Source organism: Paraburkholderia tropica, assembly GCF_014171495.1.
In the GTDB taxonomy this organism is placed as follows: domain Bacteria; phylum Pseudomonadota; class Gammaproteobacteria; order Burkholderiales; family Burkholderiaceae; genus Paraburkholderia; species Paraburkholderia tropica.
In genome coordinates this window covers 320,792-337,400 of the sequence record NZ_CP049136.1, presented here as the reverse complement: position 1 = coordinate 337,400, position 16,609 = coordinate 320,792, and the positions used below count along the sequence as shown (strand labels likewise).

At 63.2% G+C, this 16,609-nt stretch carries 16 protein-coding genes; 9 read left to right on the top strand and 7 right to left on the bottom strand.

Going from position 1 to position 16,609, the window contains the following annotated elements:
* The first annotated feature begins 188 nt into the window (after window positions 1-188).
* The 4 genes from G5S35_RS25080 (at window position 189) to G5S35_RS25065 (ending at window position 4,738) form a co-directional block, all read left to right on the top strand.
* Window positions 189-1,394, top strand: a complete 1,206-nt coding sequence (locus G5S35_RS25080) for a branched-chain amino acid ABC transporter substrate-binding protein (RefSeq protein WP_110327784.1) — start codon at window positions 189-191, stop codon at window positions 1,392-1,394.
* 21 nt (window positions 1,395-1,415) lie between these two features.
* A complete protein-coding gene (locus G5S35_RS25075; RefSeq protein WP_080180738.1) occupies window positions 1,416-1,964 on the top strand; it encodes an L-2-amino-thiazoline-4-carboxylic acid hydrolase in 549 nt (182 codons plus the stop codon).
* Window positions 1,957-3,231, top strand: a complete 1,275-nt coding sequence (locus tag G5S35_RS25070; RefSeq protein WP_183039851.1) for a Zn-dependent hydrolase — start codon at window positions 1,957-1,959, stop codon at window positions 3,229-3,231. Before G5S35_RS25075 ends, G5S35_RS25070 begins: the two co-directional genes overlap by 8 nt.
* 169 nt (window positions 3,232-3,400) lie before the next feature.
* Entirely contained in the window at window positions 3,401-4,738 is a 1,338-nt protein-coding gene (locus G5S35_RS25065) for an LLM class flavin-dependent oxidoreductase (protein WP_183039850.1), read from the top strand.
* Between the two features lie 40 nt (window positions 4,739-4,778).
* Here the strand turns inward: G5S35_RS25065 and G5S35_RS25060 are convergent, their stop codons facing one another.
* The 5 genes from G5S35_RS25060 to G5S35_RS25040 all read right to left on the bottom strand — a co-directional run bounded on the left by G5S35_RS25060 (window position 4,779) and on the right by G5S35_RS25040 (window position 9,957).
* Window positions 4,779-6,020 (bottom strand): acyl-CoA dehydrogenase family protein, encoded by a 1,242-nt coding sequence (locus G5S35_RS25060; protein ID WP_183039849.1) that lies wholly within the window; start codon window positions 6,018-6,020, stop codon window positions 4,779-4,781.
* A 44-nt stretch (window positions 6,021-6,064) separates the two neighbouring features.
* Entirely contained in the window at window positions 6,065-7,087 is a 1,023-nt protein-coding gene (locus G5S35_RS25055; RefSeq protein WP_183039848.1) for an NrtA/SsuA/CpmA family ABC transporter substrate-binding protein, read from the bottom strand.
* A gap of 46 nt (window positions 7,088-7,133) precedes the next feature.
* Window positions 7,134-7,889: an ABC transporter ATP-binding protein gene (locus G5S35_RS25050; protein ID WP_074985491.1), complete on the bottom strand. Its 756-nt coding sequence runs from the start codon at window positions 7,887-7,889 to the stop codon at window positions 7,134-7,136.
* On the bottom strand, window positions 7,886-8,725 hold the full coding sequence (locus G5S35_RS25045; protein ID WP_065059856.1) for an ABC transporter permease subunit: 840 nt from the start codon (window positions 8,723-8,725) through the stop codon (window positions 7,886-7,888). Before G5S35_RS25045 ends, G5S35_RS25050 begins: the two co-directional genes overlap by 4 nt.
* Window positions 8,726-9,117: 392 nt before the next feature.
* Window positions 9,118-9,957, bottom strand: a complete 840-nt coding sequence (locus tag G5S35_RS25040; protein WP_074985487.1) for a MetQ/NlpA family ABC transporter substrate-binding protein — start codon at window positions 9,955-9,957, stop codon at window positions 9,118-9,120.
* Window positions 9,958-10,226: 269 nt separating this feature from the next.
* Here G5S35_RS25040 and G5S35_RS25035 point away from each other — a divergent pair, with 269 nt between their 5' ends.
* Both G5S35_RS25035 and G5S35_RS25030 read left to right on the top strand, forming a co-directional pair.
* Window positions 10,227-11,570, top strand: coding sequence for an LLM class flavin-dependent oxidoreductase (locus G5S35_RS25035; RefSeq protein ID WP_183039847.1), 1,344 nt, complete (start codon window positions 10,227-10,229; stop codon window positions 11,568-11,570).
* 125 nt (window positions 11,571-11,695) lie between these two features.
* Entirely contained in the window at window positions 11,696-11,899 is a 204-nt protein-coding gene (locus tag G5S35_RS25030; RefSeq protein ID WP_183039846.1) for a hypothetical protein, read from the top strand.
* A gap of 66 nt (window positions 11,900-11,965) precedes the next feature.
* Here the strand turns inward: G5S35_RS25030 and G5S35_RS25025 are convergent, their stop codons facing one another.
* Both G5S35_RS25025 and G5S35_RS25020 read right to left on the bottom strand, forming a co-directional pair.
* A complete protein-coding gene (locus G5S35_RS25025; protein ID WP_237181666.1) occupies window positions 11,966-12,838 on the bottom strand; it encodes a CmcJ/NvfI family oxidoreductase in 873 nt (290 codons plus the stop codon).
* 108 nt (window positions 12,839-12,946) lie between these two features.
* Window positions 12,947-13,714, bottom strand: coding sequence for a DeoR/GlpR family DNA-binding transcription regulator (locus G5S35_RS25020; RefSeq protein WP_074985481.1), 768 nt, complete (start codon window positions 13,712-13,714; stop codon window positions 12,947-12,949).
* A gap of 182 nt (window positions 13,715-13,896) precedes the next feature.
* Between G5S35_RS25020 and G5S35_RS25015 the strand changes: the two genes are divergently transcribed.
* The 3 genes from G5S35_RS25015 to G5S35_RS25005 all read left to right on the top strand — a co-directional run bounded on the left by G5S35_RS25015 (window position 13,897) and on the right by G5S35_RS25005 (window position 16,553).
* A complete protein-coding gene (locus G5S35_RS25015; protein WP_074985479.1) occupies window positions 13,897-14,751 on the top strand; it encodes a transketolase in 855 nt (284 codons plus the stop codon).
* Complete coding sequence (locus G5S35_RS25010; protein WP_065059788.1) at window positions 14,744-15,685, top strand: transketolase family protein; 942 nt, start codon at window positions 14,744-14,746, stop codon at window positions 15,683-15,685. The genes G5S35_RS25015 and G5S35_RS25010 overlap by 8 nt, the downstream gene beginning before the upstream one ends.
* Window positions 15,686-15,755: 70 nt before the next feature.
* Window positions 15,756-16,553 carry a GolD/DthD family dehydrogenase gene (locus tag G5S35_RS25005; RefSeq protein WP_183039845.1) on the top strand — a complete coding sequence of 266 codons (798 nt, stop codon included), beginning with the start codon at window positions 15,756-15,758 and terminating at the stop codon, window positions 16,551-16,553.
* Window positions 16,554-16,609: the final 56 nt, after the last annotated feature.

Genomic DNA, 16,609 nt, shown 5'->3' with positions numbered 1-16,609 from the left:
CGTCGGGCATTCCTTATTTTGTATCGATAAATCAGTGGTTTAAGTGCTAACTGAGCAGGCTGACATAACGATAGAACGAAAGGTCATTTAAGCGTGTGTGGGCCAAACCTTAATCTTTTTCAACTTTCGGAGCTCGCGTAACAGACGCCGGCTTCCTGACTCAACGTATAAGACACGCCCACACGCTCATGAAAAAGAACGCTTTGTTGTTGCCGCTCGCCGCGCTCGCGGTCTCCGCTTTCGCGCCCGGCGCGCACGCCCAGGACGAACAGGTCGTGCTGATCGGCCTGGCTGCGCCGCTCACCGGCGCATCGGCGCGGATCGGCAAGGATCTGGAAAACGGCGCACAGCTCGCCATCGACGATGCCAACGCGAAGCATCCCACGCTCGGCGGCAAGCCCGTGGTCTACAAGCTCGTGAGCGCCGATGATCAGTCCGATCCGCGTACGGCCGTGACGGTCGCGCAGCAACTCGTCGAGCGTCATGTGGTGGGCGTGGTCGGCCACTGGAACACCGGTTGCAGCGTGCCGGCCGCGCGCGTCTATCACGACGCCGGCATCGCGCAGATCGCGCCGGCTTCCACGGGCCATCAGTACACGCTGCAGGGCTTCGACACCTCGTTTCGCATCATGGGTCACGACGACGACAGCGGCGCCTACACCGGCGCTTACGCCGTGAAGACGCTCAAGGCGCAGCGCATCGCCGTGATCGACGATCAGACCGCGTTCGGCGCTGGCCTCGCGAATCAGTTCATCAAGGGCGTGCAGGCCAACGGCGGCACCGTGGTCGATCATCAATATGTGACCGACAAGACCATCGACTTCAGCGGCGTGCTCACGGAAATCAAGGGCAAGCGCGCGGATCTGGTGTTCCTCGGCGGCATCGACGTGGAAGCCGCGCCGCTCGTGCGCCGCATGCGTCAGCTGCATATTCAGGCGCCGCTGCTGGGCGCGGGCGGGTTCGTCAGCCAGACCTTCCTGAAGCTCGCCGGTCCGGCGGGCGAGGGCGTGACGGCGCTGGAGCCGGGCCGTCCGCTCGACCGCATGCCGGGCGGTCCCGCCTTCGACGCGCAGTACCGCGCGCGCTGGCATGCGCCGATCGAACTGCACGCGCCGTTCGCCTATGACGCGGCCGCGACGTTGATCGCAGCCACGCAGCAGGTGAATTCCGCCGATCCGAAGCAGATCGTCGCCGCGCTGCATTCGATTCGCCGCGAAGGCGTGACCGGCACGATCGCCTTCGACGCGCAAGGCAATCTCAAGGATCCGGCGTACACGATCTATCAGGTGCGCGACGGTAAGTGGGTCGTGGTCGATGTGCTGGGCGGCGGGTCGTCGGCGCAGGCTGCGAAGCCCGCAGTTGCGAAGACCGCCGCAAAGACCGCGGCGCGCTGAGCGGAGCGAGGAAAACACAGCATGACGCAAACTCATCACGAAGGCCGCGCGGAAGAAGTTAGCTCGCAGGAAGTCAACGTCAACGGCGTGACGCTCGGCATTCTCGAGCGCCGCCGTATCGAAGCGGAAATCATCAAGCCAATCTACGAGATCATGAAGCGCGAGTTCGGCGTGGAGCGTGCGCAGGCCGTGATCGGCGAAGCGGTGCGCGGCGCGGCGGTGAACGCAGGTCGCGAATTCGCGGCGCGCGAGCCGAATGGTGCGAGCATCGCGTCGTTCGTGGCCTTGCAGGTGCTCTGGGAAAAGGACGATGCGCTCGATGTCGAAACGCTGCGCGCCGACGACGAAGCCTACGACTACGACGTGAAGCGTTGCAGCTACGCGGAGATGTATCACGCGATGGGGCTCGGCGAAATCGGCCATCTGCTCAGTTGCGCGCGCGACAGCGAGTTCATCGCGGGCTACGAGCCGGGCGTCGAACTCACGCGCACGAGCACCATCATGCAGGGCGGCAAGCGCTGCGATTTCCGTTATCGCGTGCGCGATGCGCAAGGTGGTACGCATGGCTGAGATCGGCACGCTCAACAAGCTCGATACGCTTGAAACGCGCGCCGCGTTGCGCGTGAACGGCCCGCGTTTGTGGGACTCGCTCGAACGCATGGCGCGTATCGGCGCAACGCCTAAAGGCGGCGTCTGCCGTCTCGCGCTGACCGAACTCGACCGCGAAAGCCGCGATCTGTTCGTGCAGTGGGCGCGCGAAGCGGGGTGCGAAATTCGCATCGACCGCATCGGCAATATCTTCGCGCGGCGCGCGGGCCGCGATGCGAACGCCTCGCCCGTGCTGACCGGTTCGCACGCCGATACCCAGCCGACCGGTGGCCGTTACGACGGCATCTACGGCGTGCTCGGCGGGCTCGAAGTGCTGCGCGCGCTCAACGACGCGAACGTGCAAACGGAACGGCCCATCGAAGTGGTCGTGTGGACCAACGAGGAAGGTTCGCGCTTCGCGCCCGCGATGATCGCGTCGGGCGTCTACGCGGGCGTATATCCGCTCGATTACGGGCTTTCGCGCAGCGATGCGTCGGGCACGACGATCGGCGAGGCGCTTGCGCATATCGGTTATGCGGGCGACGCGCCCGTGGGCGGCACGCCGGTGCACGCGGCGTACGAACTGCACATCGAGCAGGGCGCGATTCTCGAACGCAGCGGCAAGACCATCGGCGTCGTCACGGCGGGGCAAGGACAGCGCTGGTACGAGATCGAACTCGACGGCGTGGATGCGCATGCAGGCACCACGCCGATGGATCTGCGCCGCGATGCGCTCGTGGGCGCGGCGCGCATCATCACCTTCGTGTCGGCGCTCGGACGCAGCTATGCGCCGTTCGGACGCGCCACGGTCGGCATGATCGAGGCGAAGCCGAACTCGCGCAACACGGTGCCGGGACGCTGCTTTTTCACGGTGGAATTTCGTCATCCCGAATCGGCGACGCTCGCTGAAATGGACGCGAAGTTGCGCGAGGAACTTGCGCGCGTCGCGCACGAGGAGCAGCTTGGGCATCGCATCGAGCAGATCTTCGATTACGCGCCCGTGCCGTTCGCGCCGGAATGCGTGGAGACGGTGCGTCGTGCGGTACAAGCGCTCGATCTTTCGCATGCGGATATCGTGTCCGGCGCGGGCCACGATGCATGCTATCTCGCGCGCGTCGCGCCCACGGGCATGATTTTCGTGCCCTGTATCGACGGCCTGAGCCACAACGAAGCCGAAGCGATCACGCCCGAATGGGCTGAAGCAGGCGCGAATGTGTTGCTGCATTCGATACTCGCGAGCGCGGGTTAATCTTCTTCGTCATTCGATCTGCTTTTGCAGACGAAAACACGCGGGGCAATTTACGCCGGATGGTTTGCTTATTCCACTGCGTAATTTAAGGGGTTTCCAGGCGAATCGGCGCTCAGCGCGTTGCGCCGATTCGCGCTAAGGTGTGCCTTTTCGTTTCCGCGAGAACGTCATGGCCCACAGTCTTCAATTGCGTCAATTGCACCTGGGCGCCTTCATGCGCCCGGTCAGCATGCATACCGGCGCGTGGCGTTTTCCGGGCGCATGGCCCGATGCGAATTTCAATTTCGCACATCTGAAACGTCTTGCGCAAACGCTCGAAACCGCGCGCTTCGACGCGTTTTTCATGGCCGATCATCTCGCCGTGCTGAACATGCCGGTGAGCGCGCTCAAGCGCGGCCACACCGCCACCTCGTTTGAGCCGTTCACGCTGCTTTCCGCGCTGGCGGCCGTAACGTCGAAGATCGGCCTCGTCGCCACCGCATCGACGACCTTCGACGCGCCTTACCACGTCGCGCGCCGTTTCGCCTCGCTCGATCATCTGAGCGGCGGACGCGCGGGCTGGAATCTCGTCACCACTTCGAATCCCGATGCCGCCTTGAATTTCGGCCTCGACGAACATGTGGAGCACGACGAGCGCTATCGTCGCGCGCGCGAGTTCTTCGACATCGTGACCGGCCTTTGGGATAGCTGGGACGACGACGCTTTCATACGCGACGTTGCGAGCGGCGAGTATTTCGATCCCGAGAAAATGCACGTGCTCGATCACAAAGGCGAGCACTACTCGGTGCGCGGGCCGCTCAATATCGCGCGGCCGCCGCAAGGTTGGCCCGTGATCGTGCAGGCGGGATCGTCCGAAGCCGGTCGCGAACTCGCGGCGCAAACCGCCGAGGCCGTGTTCACGGCGCAGCCGGATCTGGAGACGGGCAAGCGGTTTTATGCGGACGTGAAAGGGCGTCTCGCGCGCTACGGCCGCGAGCGCGATCATCTGAAGATCCTGCCGGGCGCGTTCGTGGTGGTCGGCGAAACGCTCGACGAGGCGCGCGAGAAGCGCGCGCTGCTCGATACGTTCGTGCATGCGGAAAGCGGGATTGCGTCCTTGTCGATCGCGCTGGGTCACGATGTCTCGCGCTTCGATCTGGACGGGCCGCTGCCGGACATTCCCGAAAGCAATGCGAGCCGCTCGGCGCGTCAGCGCGTGGTGGACTGGGCGCGGGAGGAGAACCTGACCGTGCGCCAGCTGGCGCAGCGCGTGGGCGGCTATTCGGGACTGGAGATGGTCGGCACGCCCGAGTCGATCGCCGACGAGATGGAGCAATGGCTCGTGCAGGAAGGCAGTGACGGCTTCAACGTGATGTTTCCGTTCCTGCCTGCGGGCGTGGACGATTTCGCGTTGAAGGTCGTTCCCGAATTGCAGCGTCGCGGTATTTTCCGGCGCGAATACACGGGGAAAACGTTGCGCGATCACCTCGGTCTGCCGCGCCCCGCAAACCGTTTTTTCTCGCGTTGAATGACTGCGGAGCGGGGCGCGCGGTTTCGTCAGAACTTCGTCAGAAAAACGCGCCCGTTGGCGGTAGTTGACCGTTCAGCAGATTCTGGCCGAGCAGCCGCTCCTTGTAGAGACGCGGATTGTGCGAAGCGATCACCTTGATATTGCGCCAGTGCCGGTCGAGCGCGGCGACGCTCGACACGGCCGAGCCTGAACCGAGATCGATGAGCCAACTCGCCACTTGCGGCGCGAGATCGTCGATCACGACCTTCGCTTCGGACGCGGTGAGCGTCGCGGCCAGCGTGCTCGCATACTCGTCGGGCGTGCCGTGGTGCGTGAGGGCGTCCTGCAACGTCTGCACCGCGCGGTCCGCCGTGGCTTCGATACTCGCAGCGTAGGCGCGGATGCGGCCGAGCAAGGCCTGCAACGCGGGCTCGTCGGCGGGCTGCGCGGCCTCGCCGTGGTAGAAGTTGCGCTGCCGCGTGCGCAGCACGTCGACGGCATCCTGCACCACGCGCCGCACGATCCCCGCGATGCAGTTGGTCAGATACACCTGGTGGAACGTGAAGCCCCAGGGCGCGGCGTCGGGCGCTTTGGGCGGGTCGGGCGGATAAACGTGCTCGGGCCGCACCACGACATCGCGAAACCGTGCCGTGCCCGAGCCGGTGAGGCGCTGGCCGAAGCCTCGCCAGTCGTCTTCGGTGGCGACGCCCGGGCCGCGTTCGAGCACGTATTGCACGGTCGCGTTCGCGCGGCTTTCGATCGCCTGGCCGACAAAGGCGTCGTTGTAGAGGTTGCCCGTGGCATAGACCTTGTCGCCCGACCCCAGATAGACCTGCTTGCCCGCATCCCATTCGAGCCGGCTGAGCACGCGGCTTGAGCGTGCGCCCGCGGCCGTCGCGTCGCTCTCGACGAAACTGAGCCCGACGGTCTTGCGCTGTCGCGCGAGATCGAGCACGTGCGCATGGAACGGATGCTCGCGGCGCTGCAACGCCGCTTCGACTTGCCAAAGATGATTGCGAAACGCGTGGGCGATGTTCGAGTCGGCAGCGGCGAGATCGCGCGCGACCGTGAACAGTCCGCTCAGCGACACGCCGTGGCCGCCGTCTTCGACGGGCAGACGCAGCGCGCCGAAGTCGAGCGCTTTCAGCGCGGCGATGGCTTCATGCGGCAGACGTTGCTCGCGTTCGCGTTGTGCCGCCGTCGCGGCGATCTCGTCGATCGTCGCCGCGAGTCCGAGCGAGGCGGACAACGCGGAGACCCGCGCGTTCGGGTTCGCGGCCTGCGTGGAAGTTTCAGCCATACATTTTCCTGTTCATGGCGCAGCGGGCTGCGCCGGGTCGTGCCTCAGACTTTGACGCTGTAATCGGCGACCTTGATCGGCGCGCTGATGATCTTGCGTTGCGCGAGCCAGTCGGCCGCGCGCTGGAACTGGGCCATGAAGGCTGCGTCGTCGGGTTCGTGAAACTGATTCACGCGTTTGAGACTCGCGAGATAGTCGCGGACCTGATCCGGATATTTCGCTTCGCGTTGCACGAGCCGCTCCGCTTCCTCGGGATGCTGCGATTGCCACGCGCCTTCGACGTAATACGCATCGAGCACGGCGCGCACCAGTTCGGAGTTTTCTTCCGTGAACTTGCGGCGCGACACCAGCGAGCTGTAGTCGATCAGGAAGTCGAGATCGCGACCTTCGTTGAAGATGTCTTTCGCGTCGTTCGCATAACGCGCGATATCGACGGCGGGCGACCACATCGACCAGGCGTCGACGCGGCCTTGCGCGAAAGCGGGCGCCGCATCGGGCGGATTCAGATAGACGAACTCGACCTTGCTGCGATCGACATGGTTCTTTTCGAGCGCGGCGATCAGCAGAAACTCGCCGAGTCCGGAACGGTTCACCGCCACCTTGCGGCCCACGAGATCGGCGACCGAATTGATCTTGCTGCTCTTCTTCACGATGATCGCGGTGGAGCGCGGCGAGTACACGTCGAAGCCGGTGAAGACGATGGGCGAACCGGCCAGCATCGCGGCGAGCGCGGGCGTAGTCGATCCCCAGAAGCCGAAGTCGGCGCTGCCGCCCACCACGGCCTGGATCGAGGGCGCGTGGTTCGGGAAGGGGCCGACCCATTCGACCTTGATGTTCTTCGCGGCCAGCGTTTTCTCGAACACGCCACGTTGTTTCGCGATATCGGGCAGCGCGCCATAGCCCCAGCCGATGCGCACGGTGTCGGTGTTGCGGGTGAGTTTGGCTGGCGCGGCTTGTGCGGCTTGCGCGGCTTGAGCCGCAGGAAGCAGGCGCGCGGCGGCCGCGCCGGCCAGCAGTCCACCCGCCGCGCGCAACAGGCGGCGGCGAGTCAGTGAAGCATCATTCATTCGGTATCCTTGTTAATTGTGTAGCGTGTTTCGGTGCGTCAAAGCCTCAATGCTCCTGCACGCCGAGTTCCGCGAGGAGCGTCTGCCGCAACGCTTGCGGCGTGTGATCTTCAGGTTGAAACGCGGCCGCAATCCGGCCCGCGCGCATGACGAGAATGCGGTCCGCGAGCACGAGCGCTTCGTCCACGTCGTGCGTCACGATGAGCACGCCCGGCGCATGGCGCGCCACCAGTTCCTTGACGAGCCCGTGCATCTTGCGGCGCGTGAGCGCGTCGAGCGCGGCGAACGGCTCGTCGAGGAGCAACAGCGCGGGATCGCGCACGAGAGCGCGCGCGAGCGCGACACGTTGCGCCTGACCGCCGGAGAGATGGCGCGGCCAGTCGAGTTCGCGACCTGCGAGGCCGACTTCGGCCAGCGCGCGCGATGCGCCGCTGCGTCCGATGGAAGATTCGTGGCCGAGCGCGACGTTCTCCCACAACGTCGCCCACGGCAGCAGACGATGCTCCTGAAACACCACGGAAGGACGCGCGGGCGCGCGAATCTGTCCCGCATCCGGTGTGTCGAGACCCGCGAGCGCGCGCAGCAGCGTGGTCTTGCCGCAACCGCTTTCGCCCAGCAACGCGACGAATTCGCCCTTGCGAATCTCGAGGTCGAGTGCGTCGATCACGACGCGCGAGCCATACCGTCGCTGAAGTCCGCGCACGGATACGGCCAGCGTCGAGTCGGCGGATGCGGTTTCGATGTCGTTGTTGCGCTGAATAGCAGCGTTCGCGCGCGGCGACAAGGTGGCGGAGGCGCTCATGCTTTTTCTCCCTTCGTGTAATTCGCGTGCCACGACAGGAAGCGCGTTTCGAGCGCGCGAACCAGCGCGTCGGCGACCACGCCGATGATCGCGTAAATAATCATGGTCAGCACAATGACGTTGGTTTGCAGGAATTCGCGCGCGTCCATCGCGAGAAAGCCGATGCCTTTGGTGGTCGCGAGCGTTTCGGCGATCACGAGCGCGAGCCATGCGTGGGCGAGCGCATAACGCACGCCGGTGAGGATGGCGGGCATCGCGCCCGGCAGAATGATGCGTCGCACGACGGCGGGCCACTTCATGCCGATCACCTTGGCCAGTTCCATCAGCTTCGGATCGATCTGGCGAATGCCGAGCATCGTGTTGATATAGACGGGAAAGAGCACGGCGAGCGCGACGAGAAAAATCTTCGCGCCTTCGCCCACGCCGAACCACACGATGACCAGCGGCAGCATCGCGAGAAACGGAATGGCGCGCACCATCTGGATCGAGCGGTCGAAAAGCGCCTGCGCGAGCCGCGAAAAGCCGACGAGCACGCCCAGCGCCAGACCGATCGTGCCGCCAATCAGAAAGCCGGTCAGCGCGCGCAGCAGCGAAACACCGAGGTGCACGAACAGGTCGCCGCTGCGGGCCAGATTCCAGGCGGTCTCGGCGACGCTGCTGGGCGACGGGAGCACTTGCGGTTCGATCCAGCCCACGCGCGCGGCGAACTCCCAGATCGCGAGAATCAGAATGGGGATGGCCCACGAGAGCCGGTTATAGAAGCGATCGCCGCTGAACAGCGAGGCGGCCCGCGACGGTGAGAAGTCGCGGTGCGAGGAAGAGGTGACGTCAGCCATGTCGGTTCCGTGATGGAGATGGACGGAGATAACCGTGGGTAAAAAGCCTTCCATGCGGTTGGCTGCGTGGCCTACCTGGCGCGACGCATGGCAGGATGGCTTGCACGACTTCGCGAGGCAGGGTTCGCCCGACATTCGGGGGTGCGGCGGTTGTCCGCACGCTGTATTGCAAAAATCCGCGTTTGTGCGCCATGAAGCTGGCTATTAAAAGCGCATAGGCATGGCGCTGACAAACGGTTTTTTATGCTTTGCTTTTCGGAAATGCTGCGCTGGAATTCACACTTGCCTCATGCGCATGTTGCATGATTAAATGTGAAAAACATGTGCATGCAGAATGGTGGCCGGGTGCTGGTCAGGTGCTGTCGAACGCCCTGGCTCGACAGCCTTCGCCGCTATCTGGCGGTCTGCGGCGGAAAGTAATCGGGCAGGCGATAGCCCTGATAAGTGGCGTTGTGAAGGATGGCGGTGCGAAAGGCGTCGGCGCGATAGGCGGCCACAATATCGGCGGTTGCCTGTGAATTTCGGTTCGATGCTTTCACGACCACCTGGTTCACATACGGCGACTGCATGTTTTCGAGCGCCAGCGCTTCAGTCAGCTTGTGGCCGCTGGAAATGGCGAAGTTGCCCTGAATCGCCGCGAAATCCACGTCTTCGAGCGCACGCGGCGCCTGCGCCGTATCGAGCGGTACGATGCGAATCCCGGCGGGATTGGCGATCACATCATGTTCGGACACATCCACGGGATTGGGATTCTCGCGGATGCGGACCCATCCCACCGCCTGCAATATCTTCAGCGCGCGTTCGAGATTGACGGGGTCGTTCGGCACCGCCACCGTGGCGCCGCGCTTCACATCCGATAGCGCGTGATGGCGCGTCGAATAGAGGCCCATTGGCGGCGTCGGCACCTGCACCACGCCCACGAGATCCGTGCCATTGCGATCGTTATAGGCTTTCAGATAGACGCTGTGCTGCATCACGTCGGCGGCGATTTCGTCGTGCCACACGGCCTGATTTGCTTCGAGCCCAGTGCTGAAATTCACGTACTGCACAGTGTAGCCCTTGCGTTTGAGTTGCGGCTCCACGCCTTCGCGGAATTCATCGGCATACGGACCGGGAACGAAGCCCACGCGCAATACGCGCGGCGCGGTGTCGGCTGCGTGCGTGACAGGCGATTGCAGCGCGAACAGGGCAATCGTGGCAAGTAACGTTCGTGTGAATAATCGATGCCGCATGATGGCTCCTTCCACGTGGGCTGAATGAAGTCATCGATTATTCGTAAGCGCCGGGCGCGCGGTCAAACAACGAAAAGTGCAATGCGTTCGTGCGCGCGTGGTTTGCTTCGACGCCATGGTTACGCAGCGGTTACGCAGCGCGCGCCATGACGTGCGAGTCCAACGCAGGCGCAGGCATAACCACATGCCAATTCGGTGGTTAGATGCATGCCGCTGTCTCCCTATACTTTTTCTCCTGGTGAATTTCGCGTTTCGGGAGTGCGAGCGAGATGAGTAGAACTTCGGCGGCCAATACACCGCGCCAGTTGCATCTGAACGTCAATATTCTGCATTCGGGTTTCGTGCCGTCGGCATGGCGTCTCGACGATGCCGATCCGCGCGCGTTCGTCGATGTCGCGCATTATGTGCGCGTCGCGCAACTCGCCGAACGAGCGAAGTTCGACGCGGTCTTTCTCGCTGACAATGCGGCTATCGTCGACCAGATCGACTTTCGTCCGATCACCGCGCTCGAACCGACGATTCTGCTCGCGAGCATCGCGGCGGCGACCACGCATATTGGCGTGATCGGCACGGCGTCGACGAGTTATAACGAGCCGTATAACATCGCGCGCCGCTTTGCCACGCTCGATCATGTGAGCGGCGGGCGCGCCGGCTGGAACGTTGTGACGACGGCCGATCTGCCCTCGGCGCGCAATTTCGGCCACGATACGGTGCCGGACCACGCGCAGCGCTATGCGCGTGCGGCCGAGTTCACCGAGGTGGTCAAGGCGCTCTGGGATAGCTGGGACGATGACGCTTTCGTTGGCGACAAACAGGGCGGCCGTTTTATCGACGTGACGAAGGTGCGGCCCGTGGCGCACGAAGGGCGCTTTTTCAAGGTGCAGGGGCCGCTGAATCTGCCGCGCTCGCCACAAGGGCATCCGGTGCTGGTGCAGGCCGGTGCGTCAGGCGATGGCCGCGATCTCGCCGCGCGCCATGCGGAGGCGGTGTTCTCGGCGTCGCAATCGTTCGAGGAGTCGGTTGCGTACCGGCGCGATCTTCACGCTCGCGCCGCGGGGTACGGGCGTGCGCATGGCGTACAGGTGCTGGCGGGGCTTACGACCATCATCGGCGCGACCGAAGCGGAAGCGTTAAAGCGCCGCGATGAACTCGTCGATCTGATTCCGTGGCGCTACAGTCTCGCGCGGCTGGCCGGCACGCTGGGCATCACGCCGGACCAACTCGATCTCGACGCGCGCCTGCCCGAGAATCTCGCGCTGCCGAACGGCGGCAACGGCAATCACACGTTCTTTCACGCGACGCTGGCTCAGGCTCGGCGCGGCGGTTATACGGTGCGCGAGCTGATTCGCGCGCTTGCGGGCGGCGGCGGTCATCGCGTGATCGTCGGGACACCCGAGCAGATCGCCGACGATATCGAGCACTGGTTCAAGGGCGAAGCCGTCGACGGTTTCAATCTGATGCCGGACGCGTTGCCGGACGGTCTCGCTGCATTCGTCGACGGCGTGGTGCCGATTCTGCAGCGGCGCGGACTCTTTCGAACCGAATACGCGGGTCGCACCTTGCGCTCGCATCTCGGTCTCGAACGGCCGACGCGGGTCGACGTAACGGTGTAACGACGTGACGACGTCAATGCCTGTGATCCGGCTGCGTGTTGCATAAGTATTCCTGAAATGCTTGGTTGTCCGATGAAATATCGGGGAATAGATTGGACCTTATGCAATGCCACGGAGGCGTCGTTATGTCGATTCCGATTTCAGCCCTGTTTTTCAGGGTATTCCGCAGCGAGCCTGTGCGTTCACGCGACATCGTTGAAACGAAAAATGCGCGCGAGGAGACGCACGAACGCGTGGAGCGCGCCGCGCTCTATGCGCGGCACGGATACTTTCACCTGAGCTATACGCCGCTGCTTTATCCCTTCGTTCCGGAAATCCCGCTCGAATAAGCGCGATCATCCACCCTACGCTTGCCTGCGCGTTTAATCTCGTGCGTCGGCAAGCGTCACGTCTTTTCAGTCCCAGAAAACGAGTGCGCGCAATTCAATACTGCGACGCGGCGCGGCGTCATCCGGCGTGTGCGGATCGTCGAAAGCCGTGTGCGCGGTGAATCGCGCCGTCCCTTCCTCGCGTGAATCGTAGATCTTGAGCAACAGCACTTCGTCGGCGCGCAGTCGGGGAAAATAAAACCAGCGATGTCGCGCGTTCGCGAGAAACGAATACGTTTCCCCGGTTTTGTCACGGTAGACGAGATCGGTGGGTACGAGATCGTCGGGCGCAATGGAGCGTGCGTCGCAGAGTGCGAGCGGCAATTGCTCGACTTCGTTCAGAGGTCGCCACAGATTGATGATCGCGAAGCGCCGCTGAAGACGCTGCGCGGCTTCGTCCGCGTCCAGATGATCGCGAACGCGCCTCGGCCCCGAAACGAAAGTCTGATCGTTATGCACGCGGCGTACTGGTTCGCGCAGCGCGGCGTTGGCGCGTGAACCGCGTGCGCTGTCGCGCAGCGTGTGATCGAAGATCTCGACTTTCGCGGCGCCCGTAATCGTGCGCAGCAGCGCTTCGGCTTCGGGCAGATAGACGTCGCGGATTTGCGCCTCGTCGCTGAAATCGTGCAGCGCGCTTGCGTGCGCGACGCGCTGGAATCCTTGCTTGTCGAGCGAAATGCCGCCGTTTTGCGCGAGTGGGCGCGCATTATGAATCGTTACGCGGCGCGGATCGAGCGTGCCCGAACTCCACGGTATGCCCGCAGGCGGTTCGAATGTGTAATTGACGGGCCGGACCGTGCCCGGCGCGAGATAGTTGAGTTCCGCTTCGACGGACGGGGCGGCGAACGGCAGCGCCTGCGCGTCCGGGTGGGCTGGCGGGGCGGCTAACACGGTGCTCATGAGTGCTCCGATGATCAGAACATACGTTCAAGATCATTCAAAGCTAGTCGCCGGCCGAGGTTTTTAGAACGAACGAAACCTCATATGTTTATGAGGCGGCGTTTGCCACTACGCGTACAGAATCTTGATGCCGAGACCGGTGATCCAGTCCGCGAATTCGGCATCGAGCCCTTCATCGGTAATCAAATAGTCGATCTGGTCCATCGCGCCGAAAGTCGCGAACTCGCGCTTGCCGAACTTCTTCGAATCGGCGAGCAGATACACCGTTTTCGCCGCGTCGATCATCGCGCGCTTCACGTGCAGGTCGATGAAGTCGGGATAGGAAATACCCGATTCCATGGCGACGCCGCCCGCCGCGAGAAAGAGTTTGTCGACGAACATGCCCTCGAAAAAAGTCGACGCCTTTTCGCCCGACACGGCGATCGTTTCCGCCTTGAAGATGCCGCCTGTGAGCATCACGCGGTTGGTCGGCTCCGCGCCGAGCAGGATGGCAATGTTTAGCGCATTGGTGACGATGCGCAGATTCTGGCGGTCCAGCAGATTCTTCGCGAGTTCGGTCGTGGTCGCACCGCAGTCGAGAATGACGGCGTCCCCGTTCGCGATGAGCGTCGCCGCCTTGCGGCCGATCTGCGCCTTTTCCTCGCTCGTCGGCAGAATGCTGGCGCTCGGCACTTTGGGGGCGGGCTCGGCTTGCGCGGTCTTGAGGCGCACGTTGCCATGAACGCGCTCGACGTGTCCGAGGCGCTGCAACTCGTCAATGTCTTTTCGAATGGTGGGCATCGAAACGCCGAATTCGCTGGAAAGCTCCGAGAGCTTGACCAGCTTGGCCGCCTGCACCTTTTCGAAAATCTTCTCTGTTCTGGTCCTTTGGTCCATGTTTTTTCCCTGCAAGCCGCCCGCGCCCGCAAACCCGGACGTTATGGCCTGTATTTTGCCCGATTCGCGGCCGTATCGCGACCGACCTGGTGTTTTCCCTCTTTGCTTTGATTTCTCTTTGACTTTCGAAAGAAAGTAACAGAAACTGCATTCCACGCAAACAGGAAGTTCGGGAGCAGGGAATGGAAAACCCCTACAAGCAGTCTGGCGAGCCGCTGCACAGGCGGGCGCAGGAGATCCGCAAGAAGATCTGCGTGATGAATTCGGCGGCGAAGAGCGGCCATACGGGCGGCGACATGTCGGAAGCGGACATCCTCGCGGCGCTGTATTTCCATGTGCTCCGCTACGAGGTGCAGGGCGATCGCACCGTGAAGTGGCAGGACGAATTCATTCTCAGCAAGGGCCACGGCGTGGGCGGTCTCTATTCCTGTTTCGCGGAACTCGGCTGGCTCGAAGGCAGCGAACTGCCTACCTATCTGCAGGACCATTCACGGCTGCCGGGCCACCCGGTGCGGCAAAAGCTGCCGACGCTCGTGACGGTCAACACCGGCGGCCTGGGTCACGGCATGCCGATCGCGGCGGGTCTCGCGATGGCCAAACAGCGCCATGCTCAAGCGTCGGAGGGTCCGGTCGGGCGCGTGTTCGTGCTGACCGGCGACGGCGAACTCGAGGAAGGATCGAACTGGGAAGCCGCGATGGCGGCGGCGCATTTCGAGCTGTCGAACCTCGTCGTGATCGTCGACCGCAACCGCCTGCAACTCGCCGACTTCACCCACAACATCATGGATCTCGACCCGCTGGACGAGAAATTCCGCGCGTTCGGATTCGAGGTGCACGACGTCAATGGAAATGATTCGGACGCAATTTGGAAACTAATCGAAAGTCTCGACACCGGAAATAGAAAGCCGAAAGTGTTGATCGCGCACACCATCAAGGGCCGTGGCGTGTCGTTCATGGAGAACGTGCCGGCCTGGCATCACAAATTCCCTGACGAGCAACAACTCAAGCAGGCACTGGAGGAGCTGGACCATGCGTAATTCCGCCGATTTGCGCGACGGTGCGGTCAGCGCGCTGAGCCGCCTGACGGCTGCGGGCGAGGACATCATCGTGATGGTGGCCGACTCCACCTCGACCTCGAAGATCGGCCCGTTTCTCGAAACCTATCCCGAGCGCGTGATTAACGTGGGCATTGCCGAGCAGAACATGGTCGGCATGGCGGCGGGCCTCGCGCTGGGCGGACATATTGTGTTCACGGCCAATGCCGCGCCGTTCCTCGTGGGCCGCGCGAACGAGCAGGTCAAGAACGACATCTGCTACAGCGCCACCAACGTGAAGATGCTGGGCCTGAACGCGGGCGTGGCCTACGGTCCGCTGGCGTCCACGCACCATGCGATCGACGACATCTCGATCATGAGCGGCTTCGGCAACGTGCAGATTTTCGCGCCGTGCGACGAAGCCGAAGTCGTGCAGATGATCGACTATGCGGCCGCCGTCGACGGCCCGGTCTACATCCGTCTCGACAACGCGAAATTTCCCGTCGTTCACGACGCGTCGTACCGCTTCCAGCCGGGCCGTCCCGACGTGCTGATCGAAGGCCGCGGTGTGGCCGTGATCGCGCTGGGTTCCGTGGTCGGCGAAGCGCTCGAAGCGTGCGAGCGTCTGCAGCAGCAAGGCGTGCATCCGACGCTCGTGAATCTCTCCTCGCTGCGTCCGCTCGATCAGGACGCGCTTGCGACGATCATCGAACGCCACGACGCGATCGTCACGGTCGAAGAACATTCGCTGCATGGCGGAATCGGCGCGATGGTCGCGATGCTGATGGCGCGCCGCCAGATTCCGCGCCGCCTGACCACGCTCGGCGTGACCGAAGGCGAATTCGCGCAATACGGCACGCGCAAAGGCATTCGCCGCCATTACGGTATCGACGCCGATGGCATTGCCGAAGCCATACAGGCACAATCCGCGCGCTGACGCTGAGTGTCGCGACACATCGTCGAGCATCTAATCGCCGCCCCCAGAGGCACAAGAAGGAGACAGAAAAGTGAGCATTCAATATGACGTGTCGCTGCGCCACGGCGTCGATTTCGACTTTCGTCTGGACGGCAAAGTCGCGGTCGTGACCGGCGGCCTCGGCGGCATCGCCATGGCGACCAACGCGGCGCTGATCGCGAAAGGCGCGCGCGTTGCGATCCTTTATCCGGCGTTCGAGGAGCCGCGCGTGCAGGCCGCCGTCGAAGAACTCGGCGCAGCCAACGCGCAAGCTTTCGCCTGCGACGTCGCCAACGAAGCCGACGTCGAGCGCGCCATGAAAGCCGCGGTCCAGCATTTCGGCGACATTCATCTGCTCGTGAACGCCGCGGGCTGCATCACGCTCACGCCCGCTGAAGATATCGGATTCGACGAATGGCAGAAGCAGATCGCCGTGAATCTCACCGGTCCTTTCCTCTGTTCAAAGCACTTCGCGCGTCACGTATTGGCGCGCGGGCTTCGCGGCAAGATCGTCAATATCGCTTCGCAGGCGGCCACCGTCGCCATCGACCAGCACTGCGCCTATACGTCGGCGAAGGCGGGCTTGATCGGCATGACCAAGGTGCTCGCGAAGGAGTGGGCCGCGCGCGGCATTACCGTGAATACGGTGTCGCCGACCGTGGTGCTGACGCCGATGGGCGCGGCGGCCTGGGACGGTGAAAAAGGCGAGAACATGAAGAAGCTGATTCCGGTGGGCCGTTTCGCCTATACCGACGAAATTGCCGCCGCCATTCTGTTTCTGCTCTCAAACGGCGCGGACATGATCACCGGCGCGGACATCATGATCGACGGCGGCTACACCATTTGCTGACATGGCAGTGCGGGTGCGGCATCGCGCAACGCGAGCCGCTTCTTGAAGAAAAAGAA